Genomic DNA, 22123 nt, shown 5'->3' with positions numbered 1-22123 from the left:
CCTTTTCATTAAAAAAGGGGAGAACTTTGTTCTCCCACAAAGGATATATGTTATTGTACCAAATACAGAACTATAAAATCAATACAAAAGCCCCCTACTTGTATACTAGTAGAGGACTTTCGATATACTTATAAATTTTTATCATAAATACTTGATCTGATTCTCAAGTATTTTAATTATGACATCAATTGCTCTTGAGCTTTATACATACATAGAGCTGCTGCTACACTCACATTTAACGATTCAATGTCACCATACATGGGGATCATGATTCGATGCTTACATAGATTCATAACCTCAGGTGTTACCCCATTCCCTTCATTACCTAAAATCAACATACATCGTTTATCGTATGTAATCATATGATATGGTTTTGAGTTTTCTAAGGCAGTTACATAGGTAGACATATTAGATTCCGCAATCAGATCATTGAGCATAGATAATGTCACATCTTCATAGACTGGTATTTTATGTAACGCACTCATTGTGCTACGTACCGTCTTATCATTAAAAGGATCTACAGTACCTTTCATTAAAAATATGCCCTTCACACCTGCTGCTACAGCGGTACGTATAATCGTACCTAGATTACCAGGATCTTGTACGCCATCTAGTGTAATATAGACACCATCTTCAATAGAGATAGATTCTATACTATGTTTGGGTTTAGCTACAATGGCAATAATACCTTGTCCATTTACGGTATTATCGATTTTATCAAATATTGGATCTTGCGCAATATAAGTAGGAATTGATTGCATAGAATCTAAAGCTAATAACGCTTCGATATTATTATCTTTACATTTAGACTCTCGTATAACAATTGTTTTTATTACACCATTAGATGATATATCACGGATAGAACGGATACCTTCAACAATATACTCACCATGTTTATTACGATTTTTACGTTGTCCTAGAGAAACTATACGTTTAATAGTCTTATTATCTTTAGATTGGATAAATTCCATGCTAACTCCCGCTTTTTTGACGAATCCATAGATTATAAAAAGCCCCTTTTAACTCAATTAATTCTTTGAAAGAACCTTTTTCTATTATTTTACCATATTCAATATAAACAATTTCATTTGCTTCTTGTACTGTGGATAATCGATGAGCAATGCTTACGATTGTTTTACTACCACGGATATTTTCAATACTCGCTTGTATTTGTTTTTCAGTATGACTATCTACGTTAGCCGTTGCTTCATCTAATAATAGAATAGGTGTATTTCTTATGAGCGTACGTCCAAAGGCTAGTAGTTGCTTTTGACCGTCTGATAATAGTGAACCTAAGTACCCTACAGGTGTATTATAGCCTTCTGGTAATTGTTCAATCATAGTATCTAAATTAACTTGTTTTGCTGCTTTTACCATTTCATCATGACTGATAGAAGTATCAAACAGTGTAAGATTATCTTTAATAGACCCTTTAAATAAATACGCTTGTTGGAATACATACCCCATTAAGTGACGGAGTACAGAGCTATCGTATTTAGCAATATCAATACCATTTATATAGATGGTACCCTTTGTAGGTTTATAGATACCCATTAATAAAGATAACAATGTGGATTTACCACTACCAGAGGGACCAACAATGCCTGTAAAATCACCAGACTTAATATGTAAGGTGAAATCTTGTAATGCATAGGTATCATTATTTTCATAAGAGAACCAAACATGATCAAATTCAATTGATTCAACAGGAATCAGTTCTTTCGGAACTTCATCGACCATATTTCGGTCTTTCTCTTCTAATAATGGTACTAATCGTTCAGCTCCAGCTAATGAACTTTGCAATGAATTATATTTGTCTGCAATTTCCTTTAATGGCTGAAAGAAACGATCCATATATTGAATGAAAGCAAATACAGTACCTGCATCGGCTACAGAATCTACTAAATTAGTAGTAGTAAATATGACGATTAAAGCTACGAAAAACAAGCCATCAACGAGAGGTCTGAAAATAGAAAATGTTGTAACTTCAAAAAGACCAGCTTCTAAAAAACCTTTGTTAACAGTTTCATATCTACCTTCTATGGCTTTTTCTCCACCGTAGGATTTAACTATAACAATATAGTTCAGCAATTCCTTAATGCTCGCATTGGAGGCCGCTACAGACCGTCTTACTTGACGAAAAGCCTTTCTAGAAAACTTTTGATATACCCAAATAATCCCGCCCATAATAGGTACTAAAATCGTCATAATAACAGCTAACGGTACATTAATGGCATACATGAAGGCTAATATACCAATAATCATTAATCCGCTACTAGCTAAGTTTAACAATACATCGGTATATAAGGTGCGCAGTGATTCCACATCATTAGTAATACGGGTTACCCAATTGCCAATAGGCAATTTATAAAATTCATCATGTGGTTTATGTAGAATTTTTTGGAACACAATATGGCGAATATTATAGATTATTTTTTGACCAAAGCTTTTTAAAAAGTAATTTTCTACGAAAATAAAACATACACTACCAATGATTGTTAAGCCATATAAAACAGCATAATATTCAATGACATGAATATCATTAGTGGCAAATCCTAGATCTATTACTTGTTTTGTAAGATACGGTCTAAATAATAATAATATAAGATTTCCAGCGAGTGCGATTGTAGCTATTAATAAGATACCTAAATAGGGTTTAATATATGCAGTTATATAGGAGAATAGAGCCCAGTCATTTCTAACGTTATGCTTATTCATTATGACTTTCTCCTTTCTGCGCTTCATAAAGGGTTTTATATAAACCATTTCTAGTTAACAATTCTTCATGTGTACCCTCTTCAACTATATGGCCTTCATCAAAGACAATAATTTTATCCGCCTTTTCAATGACCTCTAAGCGTTGAGAAATACATAATATAGTTTGTGTATGAACCGTATGTAATGTATCTAAAATAGTATTGACGGTTACTGCATCTAACGCAGAGAAACAATCATCTAATAATAAATATGGTGCATTCTTGTAAAAACCTCGAGCCATATTAATGCGTTGTTTTTGGCCCCCCGATAAGTCATGACCTTCTTCTGCAAGATTATGTAAATCATTATGTAAAAGGTCTCCTAAATCTCTATATAAGTCTGCTTTTTTTGCGGCTACCTCAACCGATTCATGCATAGGTAAGTCTTTACCAAATTTAATATTATCTTCGATGGTAGTGCTCAATAAATAAGATTGAGTTGGCACATAAGCAATTGAATTTCTAAGCTTAGATAATGGTATATCTGATATATCTTGATTTCCAATATATATAGACTTCGGCGGACATTCTTGTAGACCAATAAGTAGTTTAAAGAGTGTACTTTTACCAGAACCAGGTTTACCTACAATACCAATAAAAGATCCTTTCCGAATGGTTGTAGATACTTGTGATAATGCATGACCTTTAGAGTTTTCATAGTTAAAATCTAAATAACGTATATTGATATCTTCAAGTGGTAATACCTCCGTAGTGTCATCAATTGACTCGATTGGTAGACGTAAGAAGTCCGTAATACGATCTAAGGATGCCAAACCTTTTTGTACAATAGAAATAAGCCCACCAAATCCAATTAAAGGTCCTACTATTAACATAATAAAGGAATTGATAGTTACAAATTCACCTATAGTCATATTGCCTTCGACAGCTAGATGTCCACATATAAAAATACTAATACTAATACAAATAAAGGGCGCAATTCTTGTTAAAGGGGTTAGTACAGAATCTAATAATGCTACATCCATATTTTTCTTATAGTTCAATTTATTTATTTTTTCAAAAGAATTAGAAATAATACGTTCCCTATTAAAAGCTCTAATTACATCTATACCTTGAAATAATTCTTGGCCAAATTCTGTCATGTCACTATACGTTGCCTGCGCACTACGCTGTTTAGCACGCAATTTCCGACCTAACACAAAGATAGCTACAATGATGAAAAATACAGGTGTCATAATTTTGAAAGCTAATAAACCATCTATCTTTTGTATGAGAATAATTGATCCTACAATGGAATAAAATATGATATCCACCACAATCATTACACCTAAACCTAACGCTACACGAAGAGATGTAACATCATTCGTCATTAACGCCATTACTTTACCAGGTCCATTTGCCTCATAGTATGTTGTTTTTATTTGTAATGCTTTTCTACACAAAATTTCACGAAAAAGGTACTCCATACGACGGATGGAACCAAGTAAGGTACGTCGTGAAATAACTTTTAGAATCGTTATGATAATAAATAATAGAATAAAGTAAATAATATAATTGACTAAGCCTTCTTTATTGTGACTTAGGGTATCGATGGCATTACCAATGAATTGTGGCACAAATAAAAATGCTATATCAATAGCAATTAGCATAGTTAAGCCGATGGCATAAACCCAGCCTTCTCGGCGGAAAAACTGCATAAATAGCTCTATAGGTTTCATAGGACCTCTCAGTTAAATTTCTATATTACAGGATTATCATTATTTAAATATACTCCTTATAGTATACACATTTTTTTCATATATCTTAATACACCTATACGTATATAATGTAGTTTATTACAATATTCTCTCATTAGTAGTTACCAATAATATAATTTTTATAATCTATAATAACACTATATCGAATTTTTTAGTTTACTTATGGTAATGTAAGTGTTATACTATGCATAGATACAAAACGTATCCTTACAAACATTAGAATTAAAACTCTTAGGAGGAATACAACATGGAAAAACGTACTGGCGTAGTAACATTTGCAGGTGGCCCTATCACATTGGTTGGTCCAGAAGTTAAAGTAGGTCAACAAGCTCCTGACTTCACAGTTTTAAGCAACGACTTACAACCTAAAACATTAAAAGATTTCGAAGGTAAAGTAAAAGTTATCTCCGTTGTTCCTTCCCTTGATACAGGCGTTTGTGACGCTCAAACTCGTTGGTTCAACCAAGATGCTACTGCACTTTCTGATGATGTTGTAGTATTGACAATTTCTATGGACTTGCCGTTCGCTCAAAAACGTTGGTGTGGCGCTGCTGGCGTTGATAAAGTTATTACTTTATCCGACCACAAAGATGCTTCCTTCGGTGAAAACTATGGTTTCTTGATCGAAGAACTTCGTCTTTTGACTCGTGGCGTAATAGTAATCAACAAAGAAGACAAAGTTACTTATGTTGAATATGTACCTGAAGTAACTCAAGCAGTTAACTTCGATGCTGCATTAGAAGCAATTAAAGCTGATATCTAATTCTTAGATATGCTGTTGATTATACTGTAGTGTAATCGAAAAAAGACCGTACGGTGTACGGTCTTTTTTATGTGGTATAGTATTTAGATATTTATTGTAGGTGAATTATATATGTGGATACGTATTTCTAAATTATTATTAACTATAAAAAATATAGCCCTTGTAGGTGTAGGCATTGCTCTTTGTATTGCCCTCATTAATACCTTAATTAGCCTAGGATTTATTACGTGGGCAAATATCCAAGGTTATAGCACTTACTATTTATTAATTGAAGAATTAATTACCTTCTTCTTATACTTTGAGTTTATTGCTCTCATCGTAAAATACTTTAAAAATAACTTCCACTTCCCGCTTAATTTCTTTTTATATATTGGCATAACTGCAATTGTTAGACTGCTAATCATCGATCATGAATCGTCATATGATAATTTAATCTGGTCTGTTGCAATTTTTGTACTTGTATGTAGCTTAGTACTAGTAGAAAAGTTTATAGGACATAACGAGTAATAGCTTTAACGGCTAAATTATAAAAAGTTAATATGAATAAAAGGGCTCCTACAAATGTAGGAGCCCTTTTTGAGTAATAGAATCAACCGATATTAGAAGATGTTTTTTGCATAGTTAGCATATTTAGCTTCTAATTCTTCCATTTTATCGTTCATTTCAATTTGTAATTGAGATGCTAAGTCATATTCACCGTCATTAAGTGCATCGATTAATCGAGTGAACAAGGATTTGCGATCATCACTATCTTTAGCAAGATAGAAACGTAAATCGTTAACTTCTGCAAAACGTTTATCATCTACACTATTACGGCTATCAGTATGAATAGCTACCATTTTACGAACAGTATCAAGATTATTAGGAATCAAACGGTGAGCCAATACAAGTTTCCAACGTTTCAAAATAGATGCAATGAAGGAATCCATCAAGTCTTTAGCAAATGCATTACCTTGAGCCAATGTTTCAACTAATTCAGGGTTGTTTTGGTAACCTTTAATATTTTCCCATACAGTAGCTGGTGCAATACCAAACATTTGATTACGTTCTTCTTGAGTGAAATCATCGAATACATCTTTTTCTGTACGGTATGCACGATTTGTAGCAAGGTATTCAGCTGGTTCACCAACTTCTTTAGAAAGTTCTGCTTCCAATTGAGCTTGTGTTTTACCAGATGTAATAGCATATTTCATACCATCAAATGCAGAGATGAAGATCAATGCTAATGCAGTATATGTGTTTGTGTAAGGGTTTGGAGAACGCAATTCATAGCGTGTAGCCATAGGATTATCGATATCGCGAATCAAACCACAAAGGATGGTACGGTTACGGCTAGGTTCAGAAGGATCAGTACCTAAGGATGTAACGATACATACTGGTGCTTCGAAACCAGGTTTCAAACGATTTAAGGAGTCTGTTGTGGAGCTAATGAATGGATTGATTGCTTCGTAGTGTTTCAATAGACCCATGATTGCACCAATACCTAAGGAGCTAGCAGATTCTTTACGCATATCTTCTGGGCTGAACAAGTTAACAAGTTTACCAGATTTCAATTTAGCCATAACACCAAAGTGTGTATGTTCGCCAGAACCAGCTACACCAATAATAGGTTTCGCATTGAATGTTACATCAAGACCGTTTTCACGGAATACTTCACGAACGATAATACGAGCTTGTAATTCGTTATCTGCTGTTTGTAATGGGTTACCAGAGAATTTCCAGTCGATTTCCAATTGTTCTAATACTACTGCTTCATGACCATCTTCATCAAGTTTAGCTTTAACGCCACCTACTTCTTTATGGCCCATTTCTGCTTCCATACCATATTGATCAAGACGTTCTACCGCTTGTTCTAATGCAGTACGAACTGTACCATGAGTACGTTGCCAGTATTGTTCTTGTAATTTTTGAGATACAGATAATTCTTTTTTAGTAACTGTTCTAGATGGAGTTTTTACCCAGAATTCCAATTCAGTAGCAGATGTGAAGATAATATCTACAACATCATCAGATTTCACATGAGGCATACCAGGTAAACCATGTTCTTTAATCAAAGATAATAATTCTGCACGAACATAGTCACAGCTATTTTTTAAGATAGAACGAGAATCAACATAACGATAGTTATGCATCAAGAATGCAGGAATACGAAGTGTACCAGTTGGCAAACCTGTTGCTTCATCGATATTTTCATAGTTATAATCAACGAACCAGTTTACACTTGGATCGCCCCACATATCAACACGTGCATTATTCAATGTTGCAATATTTGTAAGTACTACAGAAGAACCATCTGTTTGAACAGCACGACCTTCGAAGAATGCTTCATAATCATCAAAGAATGCTGACATAGGGATTTTTTCATCTGTATCATTACCAGCTAAATCGATACCTACAAGAGATACGAATTTAATTTCTGGGTGTTGTTCTAATAATGCAAGAACGCCTTCTTTACCATATTGACCTGCTGGAATGTAATACAATAAATCTTTAGTATTTGCCATAATGGTTCCTCCTAAAAATAAAAAGACTCCAACAAATAGATATATATTCTATATATCTAAAGTGGAGTCTTCGTTGACCAATTATTTTGTTGAATTCATAATATCATATAGTGAAAATATATGTCAATAACTTTCTATAGAATTTCATAATTCTCTTAATTATAGGTTTAAGAATTCTATTTTAATAAATTGAACATACTAACTATATAAAGCATTTACTTGACTATTTTACAATATATTAACCAAGTAACTCTTTAACGATATTATTAACTACCTTGCCATCCGCACGGCCTTTTGTTTTAGGCATTACATGTTTCATAACATTACCCATATTTACAGCATCGCCACAGGCAGCAATAGCCTCTTTAACAACTGTACGAATTTCATCTTCACTCATTTGAGCTGGCAAATATTTTTGTAGTACAGCCATTTCTTCTTTTACATGAGCGATTAAATCTTCACGGCCCGCTTTTTCAAATTCAGTTAAGGAGTCTTGGCGAGTTTTCATTTCTTTTGCCAAAATACCAAGAATACCATTATCATCAAGCTCAACTTTATCATTAATTTCTGTATTCTTAATCGCACTATTAACCATTCGAATTACAGAAAGCGCAGTTTTACCTTCTTCGCGTGCTTTCATAGCAGCTTTCATATCTTCTTTTAATTGATCTTTTAAGCTCATTGTATCCTCCTGATCTATTTTAATTAATAACAATCTACATCATACTATTATAAAGGTTAATCTTTACAGCTTGCAAAGATATAACACATTTAGTCATACAACATTATTATATTATAGATAAAATAATATAAAGAAACCCTAATCCTGGATTTCATAAAGCCATGAAAAGGCAGAATTAGGGTAATCATCTTATGCTCTGAATTTGCGTTTTCTTGCTGCTTCAGATTTTTTCTTTCTTTTTACGCTTGGTTTTTCGTAGTGTTCGCGTTTTCTTACTTCAGACAAAACACCCGCTTTTTGGCAGGAGCGTTTGAATCGACGAAGAGCACTTTCAAGCGTTTCGTTTTTACCGACTTTGATTTCAGACATCTATATCCCTCCCTCCAAAAATAATCTCGGGAAGTGCTGATAATTTACATACGCACATATAATATTATATGTATAGGTATAGATGTTGTCAATATTTTCCGGTATATTTTATAGGAATTTTAATAAGTATTATAAAAAGAATACATTATACCTAATTTTAAGCTTCTGGCCATCCCATTTCTTCGCCACCTAAGAGATGAGCATGCATATGAAATACAGTTTGACCAGCTTTTTTACCAGTATTAAAAATCAAACGATAACCATCTTTAGAAATACCAAGTTCTTTAGCTACATCACGAACGAATGGCAATAAACCTTCTACATAGTCCTCATTATTTTCGTTAAGATGAGCAATATTGGAAACATGGTTTTTAGGTACAATTAAAACATGTACTTTTTTCACTGGTTCAATATCATGAAATGCATAGAATTTATCGTTTTCTAACACTTTTTTAGATGGAATTTCGCCATTGATAATTTTACAGAAAATGCAGTCACTCATACTATAACTCCTTATTCAATAATCAAATAATTATCTTCTAAACCTACAACAGTACCACCAATGAGATCACCAATTTTATGTGTCCCATCAGATTTAACTTTACCATTTACATACTCATTTGTTAAGCCCATGTAGTATCCATTCTCTTCCTTTTCGATGAGAATCTCACCAGGCTTACCAATGCGAGATTTTGCGTATGCTTCATAGCCAGATTGGCTAAGCCCATTCAAAAGTGCTACACGAGTTTTCTTTACAGCTTCTGGTACTTGATCTGGCATAGTAGCTGCAGGTGTGCCTTCACGAATAGAGTATGGGAAGGCATGAATATGGGTAAATCCAATTTCACGAACTGTATTTAAGGTTTCTTCAAAGTCTTCATCTGTTTCTTGCGGGAATCCTGCAATGATATCAGTGGTAATTGATAAATCCTTAATACGAGAACGTAAACTTGCAATCAAATCTTTATATTCTTGCAATGTATAATGGCGTTTCATCAACTTTAATACATGATCAGAACCGGCTTGTAGAGGTAAATGCAAATGTGGACAAACACGTTTATTAGTAGCCATTAATTCTACTAACTCATCAGAAACTTCTACAGATTCAATGGAACCGAAACGAATGCGGTATAAATCAGGAATCTCTAATAAGGCTTTGACTACATCGGCTAATGTAGGACGACCTGGCAATTCAACGCCGTAATTTCCCAAATGAATGCCCGTTAATACGATTTCATGGAATCCATGTTCTACTAATCGTTTTGCTTCTTGTACAATATCATCAACTTTACGAGATTTTAATTTTCCTCGAGTATAAGGAATGATACAAAAGGCACAGTAGTTATTACAACCTTCTTGAATTTTCATGAATGCACGAGCTTTATCAGATTCATTACCATATAATGGCATTTCTTCAAAGTTGGATTCGTTCATGATATCCCGTACAGCATTGATTTGACGCTCTGTAGATTCCAATTGTTCTACGAGCTCAACGATTTTTGACCGGTTATTGGTACCGATAACGAGATTAACACCATCGATAGCAGCAATTGCATCTGGATCAAGCTGAGCATAACAACCAGTTACAATCACATAGGCATCTTCGTTTTGACGCTTCGCTTTGCGAATCAATTGACGGGATTTCTTTTCCCCCATATTCGTTACAGAACATGTATTGATTACATATATATCAGCTTTTTCATCGAAGTCTACAGCTTCGTAATTATTTTGTAAAAATAAACCTTTCATGGCATCTGTATCATATTGATTGACACGACACCCTAAGGTTGTAAACGCAACGGTTTTCATTGCACCTCTCTATTCTTGTTTAATTTATAGTTCTAATTCATATTGAATCATCGCTAATGATCCAATAGCAGCCGTTTCAGCACGCAAAATAGTATTACCAAGAGAAACTGAATTTCCACCACTCTCTATAATAGCATTGATTTCGTTCTCTTGATAGCCCCCTTCTGGACCAATACAAATTAGTATGTCTGTAATTGACTCATCAGAGTTGACCTGTGAAAGAACATCTTTAATAGTATGTCCATCTTCATTTTCATAGGCTACCAATTTTAATGCGTTGGATTCTATTTCTAATACTTGTGAAAGTTTTTCCCCCACTACAAGTGTTGGCAGTTGATTACGCCCACATTGTTGAGCCGCTTCTAGCATTATTTTCTCCCAACGGGTAGCCTTTGTTTGTAATTTCTTGTCATCATATTTAGCAACACAATTAGCAGTAGATACAAGATAGACTGTATCAACATTTAATTCTGTCGCCTTTTGCAATACCCATTCTAGCTTTTCACCTTTTAATAAAGATTGCACAAGGATAGTACGATAAGAAGATACATTTGATTCTACATACTCAATAAGTTTTGCTTGAGCTTTACCATCTATTTCTTCTGTAATTTGATATGTACCACACCGATTGTCACTGCCGGTAACCGTTATGGGCTTCTCCATATTATGTCGAAATACATGTAACACATGATGTGTCACATCTGTTGGTAATTCTATGGTTTCACCTAATGGTGTAGGAATAAAAATCTTTTTCATCGTTTTTCTAGCGCAAATGTATGCCAAGGCCCTGCAATGCGCTCCTCAATAATATGCCAATCAGCCTCAATGTATGGCATGATTTCATCATACCGATCATCTATAATACCACTAATGATTAAAATGCCTTGATTATCCAGTTTCTTACCAATTTGAGGTAATAGTATTTTGAGTGGATCTACGGTTAGATTCGCTAAAATTATTTGAGCAGTACCATTGAAATCACTATCCAAATTACCACAAATTATTTCAGCTGATACATGATTATTCTCACAGTTAATGCGCGCTTGATTAGCAGCATACTCTTCTATATCAATACCAACTAAATGTTTGATGCCTAACTGGGCTGCGATCAATAAAAGAATACCAGTACCAGTACCAATATCTAAACAAGTAACTGTATCAAGATCCATAGATTCACTATATGATTTCAATAACTCTGCACAAGTTCGTGTAGTCTCATGGGCTCCAGTACCAAAGGAAATATTTGAATCGATTTCAATAATAGTTTTGTGATCCACATTATCGTATTCCTGCCAAGCTGGTTTAATAATTAAATTCGGTAGAATTTCTGTGGGTTCAATATATTGCTGCCAAGAATTGAGCCATGTAGATTCATCTAATATAGTAGTATCAATTGATGTAACACTAATATTGGCGTCTGTAAGACGATTTTCTATATCTGACTTAATTGTATCTAAATCCAAAGATGGATCTGCGTACATTGTTAGTTTAATTAAATTTGGCTGATTTTCTACATCTTCTTCTATAATTCCATTGTCTGCATAATCGTCAAAAAGAGTAGTCACCTCATCGGTGGCTACTCTTTCACAGACAATGGATACTTCTATCCATTGCATATATACTCCTTTATAGGGAATGTGATGGAACAAACCATTCCTTCACATGAGCTGTTCATTTAGTCAAACAGTCCTTAATTTTTTCAAAGAGACTCTTGCTCACTTGTAAGTTATTTACATCTTCGTTACTTTCATTTGCAAAGCGTAATAATAACTCACGTTGAGTGTCTGTCAACTTCTTAGGCGTTTGAACAGTTACTACAATATGTTGGTCCCCCCGTTGTTTAGGGTTTCGCAAATATGGAATACCTTTGCCCTTTACGCGGAATGCCGTTCCCGTTTGAGTACCTTCCGGAATCTTTAACTCTACTTTACCATCTAAGGTGTTAACTTGTATAGTCGCACCTAATGCTGCTTGAGCAAAGCTAATATTTACACGGCTAATAACGTCATTACCATTACGTTCAAATTCCTTATGAGGACGAACGAAGATATATACGTAAAGATCGCCTTTTGGACCACCTAAGATACCAGGTTCACCTTCATTAGCAACGCGTAAGCGGGAACCACTATCTACACCTGCTGGAATTTTGATAGAGATTTTACGTTTTGCCAACATTTCACCTGTTCCACGACATTTGGAACAAGGTTTTTCAATGCTTTTACCAGTACCATGACAGCGGGAACAAGTGCGAACGGATTGCATACGTCCAAATGGAGTATTTTGAATAACCGCTTCTTGGCCAGAACCATGACAGTTTGGACAAGTATCGACACGAGATCCTGGTTCACCACCAGTACCATGACAGTGATCACATTCTTCATGACGATGCACTTCTATTTCCATAGATTTACCAAAGGCTGCATCTTCAAAGGAAATATCAATATCTTCGCGCAAGTCATTGCCTTTTTGAGGGCCTTGTTGTTGGTGTCCACCGCCAAACATGCCTCCAAAAATGTCGCCAAAGATATCACCAAAGCCGCCAGCTTGACCACCGAAACCGCCAAAGCCACCTTGGAAACCACCGGCGCCAGCGCCGCCTCCTTGTTTGAAGGCGTCGTGGCCGAATTGGTCATATTGAGCTTTTTTAGTTTCGTCAGACAATACTTCGTAAGCTTCGTTAGCTTCTTTAAACTTTGCTTCCGCTTCCTTTGGATTATCTTTATTTACATCTGGATGGTATTGGCGTGCCTTTTTACGGAAGGCTTTTTTGATTTCATCTTGAGAGGCATTTTTGCTAACCCCTAAGATGTCATAATAATCACGTGCCATTAGTTACCAACCCTTCTTATTTCTTGTCGTCATCCACTACTGTGTAATCAGCATCAACTACATTATCATCAGATTTTGTTTGTTGTTGACCTTGATCTGCACCACCAGCTGCTTGTTGAGCTTGTTGTGCTGCTGCATACATTTGTTCTGCTAATTTATGTAATGGTTGTTCCAAAGCTTCACTATCTTTTTTGATGTCTTCGATGTTGCCAGCTTCGATAGATTTTTTCAATTTATCTTTTGCTTCTTCCACTTCTTTCAATAAAGCAGTATCGCCTTTACCATCAAGTTCTTTCAATGCTTTTTCAGCTTGGTATACCAAGGAATCTGCATTGTTTTTAACATCTAATTCTTCTTTTCTAGCTTTATCTTCTGCTGCATGAGCTTCAGCTTCTTTAACCATGCGTTCGATTTCGTCTTCTTTCAAGCCGCTAGAAGAAGTAATTGTAATTTTTTGTTCTTTTTGAGTACCCAAATCTTTAGCTTTTACGTGTACGATACCGTTAGCATCGATGTCGAATGTTACTTCGATTTGAGGAACCCCACGAGGAGCTGCTGGGATACCATCCAAGTTGAAGCGACCCAATGTTTTATTATCTGCTGCGAACTCACGTTCACCTTGCAATACATGGATATCTACAGATGGTTGGTTATCTGCTGCAGTGGAGAATACTTGAGATTTAGATGTAGGAATTGTAGTGTTACGATCGATAATACGTGTGAATACACCACCCATTGTTTCGATACCAAGAGACAATGGAGTTACATCAAGTAACAATACGTCTTTTACTTCACCTACTAATACACCACCTTGAATAGCAGCACCGATAGCTACACATTCATCAGGGTTAACGTTTTTAGTTGGTTCTTTACCCAATACTTTTTTAATAGCTTCTTGTACAGCTGGAATACGGCTAGAACCACCAACTAACAATACTTTATCGATATCGGATGCAGATAAACCAGCATCGTTCATAGCTTTACGAGTAGGTTCAATAGTAGCTTGTACCAAATCAGCTGTCAATTCTTCGAATTTAGCACGAGTCAATGTTACATCCAAGTGTTTAGGACCAGTAGCATCAGCTGTGATGAATGGCAAGTTGATATTTGTGCTAGCTACGCCAGATAATTCAATTTTAGCTTTTTCAGCAGCTTCTTTTAAACGTTGATCAGCTAATTTATCATTGGATAAATCGATACCAGTTTCTTTTTTGAATTCTTCAATAAGGTAGTTCATAATGCGTTGGTCGAAGTCATCGCCACCAAGATGGTTATTACCAGATGTTGCCAATACTTCAAATACGCCATCACCAAGTTCAAGGATAGATACGTCGAATGTACCACCACCAAGGTCAAATACAAGAACTTTACCGTCTTCATCTTTATCTACACCATATGCAAGAGCAGCTGCTGTAGGTTCGTTGATGATACGAAGTACTTCAAGACCAGCAATCGCACCAGCGTCTTTTGTAGCTTGACGTTGAGCATCTGTAAAGTATGCTGGAACTGTAATAACAGCTTGTTTTACAGGTTCGCCCAAGTAAGCTTCTGCATCAGCTTTGATTTTTTGAAGAATCATAGCAGAAATTTCTTGTGGTGTATAAGATTTACCTTCTACAGTTACTTTGTAGTCAGTACCCATGTGACGTTTAATAGAAATGATTGTGTTTTCTGGGTTAGATACAGCTTGACGTTTTGCTAATTGACCAACTAAACGTTCGCCATTTTTTGCAAAACCAACAACGGAAGGAGTTGTACGCGCGCCTTCTTGGTTAGTAATAACCGTAGGTTCGCCGCCTTCCATAACCGCAACACAAGAGTTTGTAGTACCTAAATCAATACCAATTACCTTTGCCATAATATATGCCTCCTAAAACCTTTATAATCTATTCAACAACTTTTACCATTGCTGGACGAATACAACGACCATCAACAGTATAGCCAGTTTGCAATACTTCACATACCGTATCAGATTCATATTCATCTGACGGCACTCGCATAATCGCTTGATGGAAATTTGGATCAAATGGTTTACCAACCGCATCGATAACGGCTAAACCATGTTTAGATAACATAGCCATCAAGTTTTGATGAATCATGATAAATCCATCAAGGAATACCTTAGCATCACCTTCTGCGGGACTTTGAACAGCTCGTTCAAAGTTATCTAATACAGGAAGTAAATCTGTAAGCACATCCCCTTTAACATATCCTGCAAGTTGCTCTTTTTCTTGATTAGTACGACGTTTGAAGTTTTCAAAGTCAGCTTGCAAACGCTTATATCGATTATCGAAATCTGCTTTAAGCTCATCTAATACGTGAGCAGCGTCAGCAACAACTTCTTCAGTTTCTTCCACAGCCGGTTCCTCTACATTAGTAGCATTTGCTGTTTCGTCTACTGTTTCTTGTTTAATGTCTTGTTCTTCAGCCATTATATACCCTTTCTATTTTTGTTCTTTTACCATAGATTCCATCATATGTTTCATGTGAGACAACATTCCAATAATACGACCGTATTCCATACGTGTCGGTCCTAGAATAGCAAGTGTACCAATAGGCTGATCTTGATTTGTGAAATCAGCTTGTACCACACTCATAGAATGTAGTGCTTCAGTATCATTTTCATCGCCAATCTTTACCTTCACCGGTGTAGGTGAATCATCCTTTAAAAGTTGTCCCAATTGATTTTGCTCTTCCACTAATGAAAGTAAGGGTTGTACTTTTTCAACAGACTTAAACTCTGGTTGATTTAACAACTCCGTGGTACCTACAGAATAGAACAACTTACGTTTATTAATTGCTCGTAATAATGTTTCTGAAAGGATCATCAAAATCCCTTGGGGTCCTTCCATATGAATCAAAAGTGTTCCTAACGCTTCAGCCGTTACATGACCAATACTTACATTCTGTAATGCATTGCTAAATTGCATAGCCAAACTTTGTAATACATCAGGCGAAACGCCTTCAGTAAAGTACATCAATTCATTATCAAGAGCACCAGTCTCAGTAATAACAACCATAACTGCTTGATGTGAATCGAGGGGCAACACATGAATGTATTTGATTAATGCTCTATCATGAGCTGGAGCTAAGAATAAACTCATGCTATGGCTTACTTGTGATAATAATTTAGCCATATTTAAGAAGAGCTCACTCGTTGATCCATTGGAATGTTTCCATAACATTTCAATTTTTTCAGCATCCTGTAATGGAACAGGTTGTCGACTCAACATAGAGTCAACATATAAGCGATAGCCTTTAGCTGAAGGAATACGTCCAGCCGATGTATGAGGTTGCTCCAAATAGCCTAACTCCTCTAAATCGGACATTTCATTTCGCACTGTTGCCGGACTTATACCAAGATTATAATTCTTAGCAATGGTTCTTGACCCTACCGGTTCAGCAGATTTAACGTAGTCTTCAATTATGGCTCGCAAGATGCGCTGTTTTCTTTCATCCATAATGACACCTCTTGTTAGCACTCATAAACTTTGAGTGCTAATCGCATGTATAATATTATCACATTGGAAAAAATTGTCAAGCAAAAAAATCCTTAAAAAGTCAAATAATACCTATTTAGTCAAAAAGACAATTCAATATTTTTAATTAATTAGTCAAAAAATCAAAGTATAACAATAAGAAAACACTTATACTATCTACGTTTATGTCATATACTAAAATTTCAATCTTAGAATATGTTGGTCTAATAAAATTTATGTTATTAAAACCTGAAATAGTATAAGTGTTAATATTTGTAATAATTCTATTGTAATTTTGTTGTTAATGAGCTCTTAGTTAGATTACTTTCTAGCCATGCAAATTTATAGATTAAGAAACGTAAACCAGAACCATAAATCAATGAGAAGTATAAATATAATAATTTATAGTTCTACACCTTCTAATGGATTACCAAGTCGTTCTAACAGTTTTCCCATACGCTCACGTGGTTTCCCATGTTCCGCATACCAATCAACTAAAATATCTACAGCTTTTTTGGATTGCTCTACAGTAAGTTGTCTAGCCAAAATTTTGCCAGCTTCTGGTCTCATACCTGTATTGCCGCCAACAGCTAACATAAAACCTTGAGACGTACCAATAAAGGCAATATCTTTTACCATTGCATCTGGACAGTTACGACCACATCCACTGATGCCAATTTTGCACTTATGAGATGTTTTTCGGCCGTAATGTTTTCTCTCCACATAATCAGCTAACTCTTTTGTTTCCATTTGGCCATTTTTACAATAGCCTTTACCAACGCAGGCAATTAAGGAATTAACCCCTCTATGAATAACCGTAGTTACACCTTCAGGTAATTCGGAAATAAGCTGTTCCTTATCTTCTTTTTCAATACCTGTAATTTGTATACCTGTTACAACATGACGGAAGGATCCACCATATTTTTCAGCTAATTCTATGCATGCCTTCATTTGGTCTAAAGTAAATTCATTATGTAAACCGTGTAAAATAACCGATGTCTTCATCGTTCCTCCTCAAATCTAGCATGCTTATTCATCATCATCCTATTTATACTAACATATTAGATTTTGAGAAACTGTGAAAAATTACTCACGAATAAATTGACTAAATACATAGTTACCATGTTTTGCCCCTTCCGAGGTCAAATGATAACTATCATTTTCATATTCTAATAGGCCTTTGCTAACTAAATCTTTTATTGTAGCGCCAAATAAATCATGAACAGATACACCAAATCTATTTTTGAATTTTAGCTCATCAAGGCCCCATTTAGTGCGAAGTGCTAAAAAACAAAAATCCTCTTGGGCCCGCTCTACCGTAATAGTCTCCGTATCGATAATAGGCATAGTATATCGATCAACAGCTTGTATATAAGGCATTACATTACGATTGTTACTGCGGCGTACTCCGTCATAAAAAGAATGAGCACCTGCACCAAAGCCTAAATAGTCTATATAATGCCAATATTTTAAATTATGACGACTGTAGGAATTACCCTTCGCGAAATTTGAAATCTCATATCGCTCAAATCCCAGCTCTTTTAAACCAGCCATCATCGTATCATACATTGATTCATCTATACTTTCACTAGGAATAGAAATCAAGTTCTTTTGTACTAAATGATATAAATATGTGCCTATCTCAACTTGTAAGCCATACGTAGAAATATGATTAATTGGTAGGTCTTTTACAATATTTAAATTACGCTGAATATCCTCTAATGTTTGTCGTGGCAAGCCATAGATTAAATCAATATTAATATCAGTAAATCCAGCCTCTTTAGCATCGTAAACCGCCTGTTTAGCCTTCTCCCCATTATGGCTGCGATGCAACATGGTAAGCGCTTTATCATCAAAGGTTTGAACACCAAAGCTTATGCGATTAAATCCTAGTTTAACAAGTTTCGTTAAATACGATAAATCCACTTCCCCAGGATTTGATTCAATAGTCATATGACAATCATCTGTAATTGTAAACGTACTTTTGATTTTATCTACAATCATCTGTAACTGTTGAATCGATAATTCAGTCGGCGTGCCGCCACCAAAGTAAATGGTATCAATAGGTCTAAATTTAGATTCTGGGTGTTCTGTAACCCACAAATCTATTTCTTGTACTAATGCATATACATAGGTTTCATAGTAATCTTGTAGATTTTGATAGGCTGGAAAATCACAGTACATACATTTCTGTTTACAAAAAGGGATATGGACATAAAAGCCCATATCCCCAAGTGTAGACAGATTCAAAGTATTAGAATCTGTTTTCATTATATTAGTCCTCAACCTTGAGAATAGCCATGAATGCTTCTTGTGGAATCTCTACAGATCCTACAGACTTCATACGTTTCTTACCGGCTTTTTGTTTTTCTAGCAATTTACGTTTACGAGAGATATCGCCACCGTAACATTTTGCTAAAACGTCCTTACGCCAAGCTTTTACAGTTTCACGAGCTACAATTTTAGTGCCTACTGCTGCTTGAATAGGAATTTCAAACATTTGACGAGGAATGAGTTCTTTTAATTTTTCCGCTAATGCACGGCCACGTGTAGCAGCACGATCTTTGTGTACGATAATGGACAACGCATCTACAGGATCACCATTTAATAGAATATCCATCTTAACCATTGGAGATTGTTTATAACCAATCAATTCATAGTCTAGAGATGCATAGCCCTTTGTAGCAGATTTTAACTTATCGAAGTAATCGTAAATGATTTCACTTAAAGGTAAGTGATACACAACAGATACCCGTGTTTCATCCAAGTATTCCATGGATTGATATTCACCACGTTTATCTTGAGATAACTCCATAATAGTGCCAACAAAATCTTTAGGCACAATAGTAGTGGCTTTTACATAAGGTTCTTCAATGTAGTCGATTTCTGTTGGTGGTGGTAATTTAGCAGGATTATCGACTTCGAGCATTTCTCCATTTGTCTTATACACTTTATAGTTTACAGATGGAGCTGTTGTAATAAGGGATAAGTTATATTCACGTTCCAACCGTTCTTGAATTACATCCATATGTAATAGGCCGAGGAAACCACAACGGAAACCGAAGCCTAATGCCAAAGATGTTTCTGCTTCGTATTCTAAAGCTGCATCATTAAGTTGTAACTTTTCTAATGCATCACGAAGATTTTCATAGTCCTTAGAATCTGTTGGATACAAGCCACAATATACCATAGATACAGCTTTGCGATAGCCCGGTAATGGTTCTGGTGCAGGATTATTAGCTAATGTTACAGTATCACCAACGTGACAATCAGCTACATTCTTTATGCTAGCAGCAATACAACCTACGGAGCCACATGGTAATTCCTGAACAGGCACGAGATTTGGTGTAAAGATACCAAGTTCTGTTACATCAAAATCCTTTTTATCATGCATCATACGGATTGTATCTTTTGCTTTAATAGAACCTTCTTTTACGCGAACATACGCGATAGCACCTTTGTACGCATCAAATCGACTATCAAAAATCAATGCTCTTGTAGGTTCATCAGATTTATCTGGTGGTGCAGGCACCTTATTTACGATAGCTTCCAAAATATCTGGAATGCCAATACCAGATTTAGCAGAACATAATACAGCTTCTGATGCATCTAAACCAATGATATCTTCAATTTCTTGTTTAACTCTATCAGGATCTGCAGAAGGCAAATCAATTTTGTTAATAACAGGAATGATTTCAAGATCATGTTCTAAAGCGAGATACACATTCGCCAACGTTTGTGCCTCTACACCTTGTGCAGCATCTACTACGAGTAATGCGCCTTCACAAGCTGCAAGAGAACGAGATACTTCATAGCTGAAATCCACATGGCCCGGAGTATCAATAAGGTTCAGAGTATACTCTTCACCATCTTGTGCTTTATACAAAATGCGAACAGATTGGGCTTTAATAGTAATACCACGTTCACGTTCTAAATCCATGGAGTCTAGAACTTGAGCTTCCATTTCGCGCTTTTGTAATGTGCCAGTATATTCAATTAATCTATCGGCAATGGTAGATTTACCATGGTCAATATGAGCTATAATACAGAAGTTTCTAATCTTTTTCGTTGACATACTATGTGAACAAGTTCAAAGAACTTGTATTCTCCTTTCTAACATACGCGATCGATAACAGCACCTCCTAATAATTGAGTGCCATTATAAAAGGCTACGGACTGACCTGGTGTGATAGCCCGTTGTGGTTCTTCGAAGATAACCTCCATCGTATCATCATCTAAGATACGTGCAGTACAAGGTGAAGGGTTCGCAGCGTAGCGGATTTTACCTTCTGCTTTTAATTCTTTATGAATTGTATCATCTAAGAAGTTATAGAACTTACAAATCATACGATTTGTAAAGAGTCGTTCATTAGGACCTACGATAACCTCATTGCGTTCACCATTAAAGCCAATAACATATAATGGGTGCTTGTATGCGATACCAAGGCCCTTACGTTGGCCAATAGTGTAGTTAAATAAGCCGTTATGCTTACCTAATACTTCACCATCTTCAGTAACGATATTACCAGACTTTGGTTTATCCTTCATTTCTTCTACCACGAGCTTTTGATAATTTCCGTGAGGCAAGAAACAAATATCTACACTATCTGGTTTTTTAGCTACTGGTAAATCATATTCAGCAGCTAATTTACGTGTTTCAGTCTTACATTGACCACCTAGTGGGAACATAAGATGACTCAAGATACGTTGGTTCATATTATACATAACGTAACTTTGATCTTTTGTAGGATCAACGCCTTTATGTAACTCATATAAACCTGTTTCTTCATTATAATTAACCTGTGCATAGTGACCAGTAACCATATGTGTGGCCCCCAGTTCAAGTGCACGATTAAGCATCAAATCAAACTTGATATTTTTGTTACAGAATACACAAGGATTTGGTGTACGACCATAGGCATATTCTTTTACAAAGTAATCTACCACATTATCGTAGAATACATCGCGAGCATCGATAACGTGATGCTCAATACCAAGAAAATCACACATCTTCTTAGCATCTGTTACAGCAAGGGGAACTGAATCATAAGGTGTACCACTCACCCACAGCCACAGGGTAATACCAAATACTTTATAGCCTTGTTTTAGTAGCATTGCAGCAGTTAGAGAACTGTCTACGCCACCACTCATAGCTACAGCGATAACTTTTTCCATACTTTCTCCTTTTAATGATCTCTTGATCATAAAACTAATCAG

Annotated in this window: 19 protein-coding genes and 1 pseudogene; 2 read left to right on the top strand and 18 right to left on the bottom strand. The window is 35.6% G+C overall.

All coding sequences use genetic code 11. The annotated features are described in order from the left end of the window. Window positions 1-176: 176 nt before the first annotated feature. Genes ACDF53_RS08105 through ACDF53_RS08095 form a run of 3 tightly spaced genes read right to left on the bottom strand, consistent with a single transcriptional unit; the run spans window position 177 to window position 4432 of the window. Entirely contained in the window at window positions 177-971 is a 795-nt protein-coding gene (locus ACDF53_RS08105) for a TrmH family RNA methyltransferase (protein ID WP_370815966.1), read from the bottom strand. A 1-nt stretch (window position 972) separates the two neighbouring features. After that, a complete protein-coding gene (locus ACDF53_RS08100; protein WP_370815964.1) occupies window positions 973-2718 on the bottom strand; it encodes an ABC transporter ATP-binding protein in 1746 nt (581 codons plus the stop codon). Then, window positions 2711-4432 carry an ABC transporter ATP-binding protein gene (locus ACDF53_RS08095; protein ID WP_295824083.1) on the bottom strand — a complete coding sequence of 574 codons (1722 nt, stop codon included), beginning with the start codon at window positions 4430-4432 and terminating at the stop codon, window positions 2711-2713. The genes ACDF53_RS08100 and ACDF53_RS08095 overlap by 8 nt, the downstream gene beginning before the upstream one ends. A 286-nt stretch (window positions 4433-4718) precedes the next feature. On the opposite strand from ACDF53_RS08095, the gene tpx reads away from it, so the two are divergent. Continuing rightward, on the top strand, window positions 4719-5234 hold the full coding sequence (gene tpx, locus ACDF53_RS08090; protein WP_370815962.1) for a thiol peroxidase: 516 nt from the start codon (window positions 4719-4721) through the stop codon (window positions 5232-5234). Window positions 5235-5345: 111 nt separating this feature from the next. Beyond that, window positions 5346-5741 carry a phosphate-starvation-inducible protein PsiE gene (locus ACDF53_RS08085; protein WP_024066740.1) on the top strand — a complete coding sequence of 132 codons (396 nt, stop codon included), beginning with the start codon at window positions 5346-5348 and terminating at the stop codon, window positions 5739-5741. 92 nt (window positions 5742-5833) lie between these two features. Here the strand turns inward: ACDF53_RS08085 and ACDF53_RS08080 are convergent, their stop codons facing one another. From ACDF53_RS08080 to mnmA, 15 genes and pseudogenes are all read right to left on the bottom strand, one after another. After that, window positions 5834-7738 carry a glutamine synthetase gene (locus tag ACDF53_RS08080; RefSeq protein WP_119207155.1) on the bottom strand — a complete coding sequence of 635 codons (1905 nt, stop codon included), beginning with the start codon at window positions 7736-7738 and terminating at the stop codon, window positions 5834-5836. A 238-nt stretch (window positions 7739-7976) separates the two neighbouring features. Next, window positions 7977-8420 (bottom strand): GatB/YqeY domain-containing protein, encoded by a 444-nt coding sequence (locus tag ACDF53_RS08075; RefSeq protein ID WP_105094354.1) that lies wholly within the window; start codon window positions 8418-8420, stop codon window positions 7977-7979. Between the two features lie 189 nt (window positions 8421-8609). Next, the gene (rpsU, locus tag ACDF53_RS08070; RefSeq protein ID WP_004695751.1) at window positions 8610-8789 is read right to left on the bottom strand and encodes a 30S ribosomal protein S21; all 180 of its coding nucleotides are present in this window, start codon (window positions 8787-8789) and stop codon (window positions 8610-8612) included. A 157-nt stretch (window positions 8790-8946) separates the two neighbouring features. Next, window positions 8947-9291 (bottom strand): histidine triad nucleotide-binding protein, encoded by a 345-nt coding sequence (locus ACDF53_RS08065; protein ID WP_005386682.1) that lies wholly within the window; start codon window positions 9289-9291, stop codon window positions 8947-8949. 11 nt (window positions 9292-9302) lie between these two features. Next, on the bottom strand, window positions 9303-10598 hold the full coding sequence (gene mtaB, locus ACDF53_RS08060; protein WP_005386683.1) for a tRNA (N(6)-L-threonylcarbamoyladenosine(37)-C(2))-methylthiotransferase MtaB: 1296 nt from the start codon (window positions 10596-10598) through the stop codon (window positions 9303-9305). A 24-nt stretch (window positions 10599-10622) separates the two neighbouring features. Then, complete coding sequence (locus tag ACDF53_RS08055; RefSeq protein WP_370815959.1) at window positions 10623-11354, bottom strand: 16S rRNA (uracil(1498)-N(3))-methyltransferase; 732 nt, start codon at window positions 11352-11354, stop codon at window positions 10623-10625. Beyond that, window positions 11351-12214: a 50S ribosomal protein L11 methyltransferase gene (locus ACDF53_RS08050; protein WP_370815958.1), complete on the bottom strand. Its 864-nt coding sequence runs from the start codon at window positions 12212-12214 to the stop codon at window positions 11351-11353. Before ACDF53_RS08050 ends, ACDF53_RS08055 begins: the two co-directional genes overlap by 4 nt. 55 nt (window positions 12215-12269) lie before the next feature. Beyond that, a complete protein-coding gene (gene dnaJ / locus ACDF53_RS08045) occupies window positions 12270-13427 on the bottom strand; it encodes a molecular chaperone DnaJ (protein WP_295794167.1) in 1158 nt (385 codons plus the stop codon). Between the two features lie 16 nt (window positions 13428-13443). Continuing rightward, window positions 13444-15285: a molecular chaperone DnaK gene (gene dnaK / locus ACDF53_RS08040; protein ID WP_005386694.1), complete on the bottom strand. Its 1842-nt coding sequence runs from the start codon at window positions 15283-15285 to the stop codon at window positions 13444-13446. 28 nt (window positions 15286-15313) lie between these two features. Further along, window positions 15314-15859 (bottom strand): nucleotide exchange factor GrpE, encoded by a 546-nt coding sequence (gene grpE / locus ACDF53_RS08035; RefSeq protein WP_005386696.1) that lies wholly within the window; start codon window positions 15857-15859, stop codon window positions 15314-15316. Further along, window positions 15859-16888: pseudogene (gene hrcA, locus ACDF53_RS08030) on the bottom strand (heat-inducible transcriptional repressor HrcA). Before hrcA ends, grpE begins: the two are co-directional and overlap by 1 nt. A 420-nt stretch (window positions 16889-17308) precedes the next feature. Beyond that, window positions 17309-17911: a nitrite/sulfite reductase gene (locus ACDF53_RS08025; RefSeq protein WP_295794163.1), complete on the bottom strand. Its 603-nt coding sequence runs from the start codon at window positions 17909-17911 to the stop codon at window positions 17309-17311. 81 nt (window positions 17912-17992) lie between these two features. After that, on the bottom strand, window positions 17993-19177 hold the full coding sequence (gene hemW, locus ACDF53_RS08020; protein ID WP_370815956.1) for a radical SAM family heme chaperone HemW: 1185 nt from the start codon (window positions 19175-19177) through the stop codon (window positions 17993-17995). 4 nt (window positions 19178-19181) lie between these two features. Next, window positions 19182-20981 carry a translation elongation factor 4 gene (lepA, locus tag ACDF53_RS08015; protein ID WP_296006278.1) on the bottom strand — a complete coding sequence of 600 codons (1800 nt, stop codon included), beginning with the start codon at window positions 20979-20981 and terminating at the stop codon, window positions 19182-19184. Window positions 20982-21019: 38 nt separating this feature from the next. Continuing rightward, window positions 21020-22081, bottom strand: a complete 1062-nt coding sequence (mnmA, locus tag ACDF53_RS08010; protein WP_039969211.1) for a tRNA 2-thiouridine(34) synthase MnmA — start codon at window positions 22079-22081, stop codon at window positions 21020-21022. Window positions 22082-22123: the final 42 nt, after the last annotated feature.

The sequence above is a fragment of the Veillonella sp. genome, assembly GCF_041333735.1.
GTDB lineage: Bacteria > Bacillota > Negativicutes > Veillonellales > Veillonellaceae > Veillonella.
The sequence above is the reverse complement of the archived record's forward strand: the minus strand, read 5'-3'. Positions and strand labels throughout refer to the sequence as shown.

Bases quoted from the DNA above. Each gene is read 5' to 3' on its own strand.
- ACDF53_RS08105 (WP_370815966.1), bottom strand. From the start codon at position 971: ATGGAATTTATCCAATCTAAAGATAATAAGACTATTAAACGTATAGTT.
- ACDF53_RS08100 (WP_370815964.1), bottom strand. From the start codon at position 2,718: ATGAATAAGCATAACGTTAGAAATGACTGGGCTCTATTCTCCTATATA.
- ACDF53_RS08095 (WP_295824083.1), bottom strand. From the start codon at position 4,432: ATGAAACCTATAGAGCTATTTATGCAGTTTTTCCGCCGAGAAGGCTGG.
- tpx (WP_370815962.1), top strand. From the start codon at position 4,719: ATGGAAAAACGTACTGGCGTAGTAACATTTGCAGGTGGCCCTATCACA.
- ACDF53_RS08085 (WP_024066740.1), top strand. From the start codon at position 5,346: ATGTGGATACGTATTTCTAAATTATTATTAACTATAAAAAATATAGCC.
- ACDF53_RS08080 (WP_119207155.1), bottom strand. From the start codon at position 7,738: ATGGCAAATACTAAAGATTTATTGTATTACATTCCAGCAGGTCAATAT.
- ACDF53_RS08075 (WP_105094354.1), bottom strand. From the start codon at position 8,420: ATGAGCTTAAAAGATCAATTAAAAGAAGATATGAAAGCTGCTATGAAA.
- rpsU (WP_004695751.1), bottom strand. From the start codon at position 8,789: ATGTCTGAAATCAAAGTCGGTAAAAACGAAACGCTTGAAAGTGCTCTT.
- ACDF53_RS08065 (WP_005386682.1), bottom strand. From the start codon at position 9,291: ATGAGTGACTGCATTTTCTGTAAAATTATCAATGGCGAAATTCCATCT.
- mtaB (WP_005386683.1), bottom strand. From the start codon at position 10,598: ATGAAAACCGTTGCGTTTACAACCTTAGGGTGTCGTGTCAATCAATAT.
- ACDF53_RS08055 (WP_370815959.1), bottom strand. From the start codon at position 11,354: ATGAAAAAGATTTTTATTCCTACACCATTAGGTGAAACCATAGAATTA.
- ACDF53_RS08050 (WP_370815958.1), bottom strand. From the start codon at position 12,214: ATGCAATGGATAGAAGTATCCATTGTCTGTGAAAGAGTAGCCACCGAT.
- dnaJ (WP_295794167.1), bottom strand. From the start codon at position 13,427: ATGGCACGTGATTATTATGACATCTTAGGGGTTAGCAAAAATGCCTCT.
- dnaK (WP_005386694.1), bottom strand. From the start codon at position 15,285: ATGGCAAAGGTAATTGGTATTGATTTAGGTACTACAAACTCTTGTGTT.
- grpE (WP_005386696.1), bottom strand. From the start codon at position 15,859: ATGGCTGAAGAACAAGACATTAAACAAGAAACAGTAGACGAAACAGCA.
- ACDF53_RS08025 (WP_295794163.1), bottom strand. From the start codon at position 17,911: ATGAAGACATCGGTTATTTTACACGGTTTACATAATGAATTTACTTTA.
- hemW (WP_370815956.1), bottom strand. From the start codon at position 19,177: ATGAAAACAGATTCTAATACTTTGAATCTGTCTACACTTGGGGATATG.
- lepA (WP_296006278.1), bottom strand. From the start codon at position 20,981: ATGTCAACGAAAAAGATTAGAAACTTCTGTATTATAGCTCATATTGAC.
- mnmA (WP_039969211.1), bottom strand. From the start codon at position 22,081: ATGGAAAAAGTTATCGCTGTAGCTATGAGTGGTGGCGTAGACAGTTCT.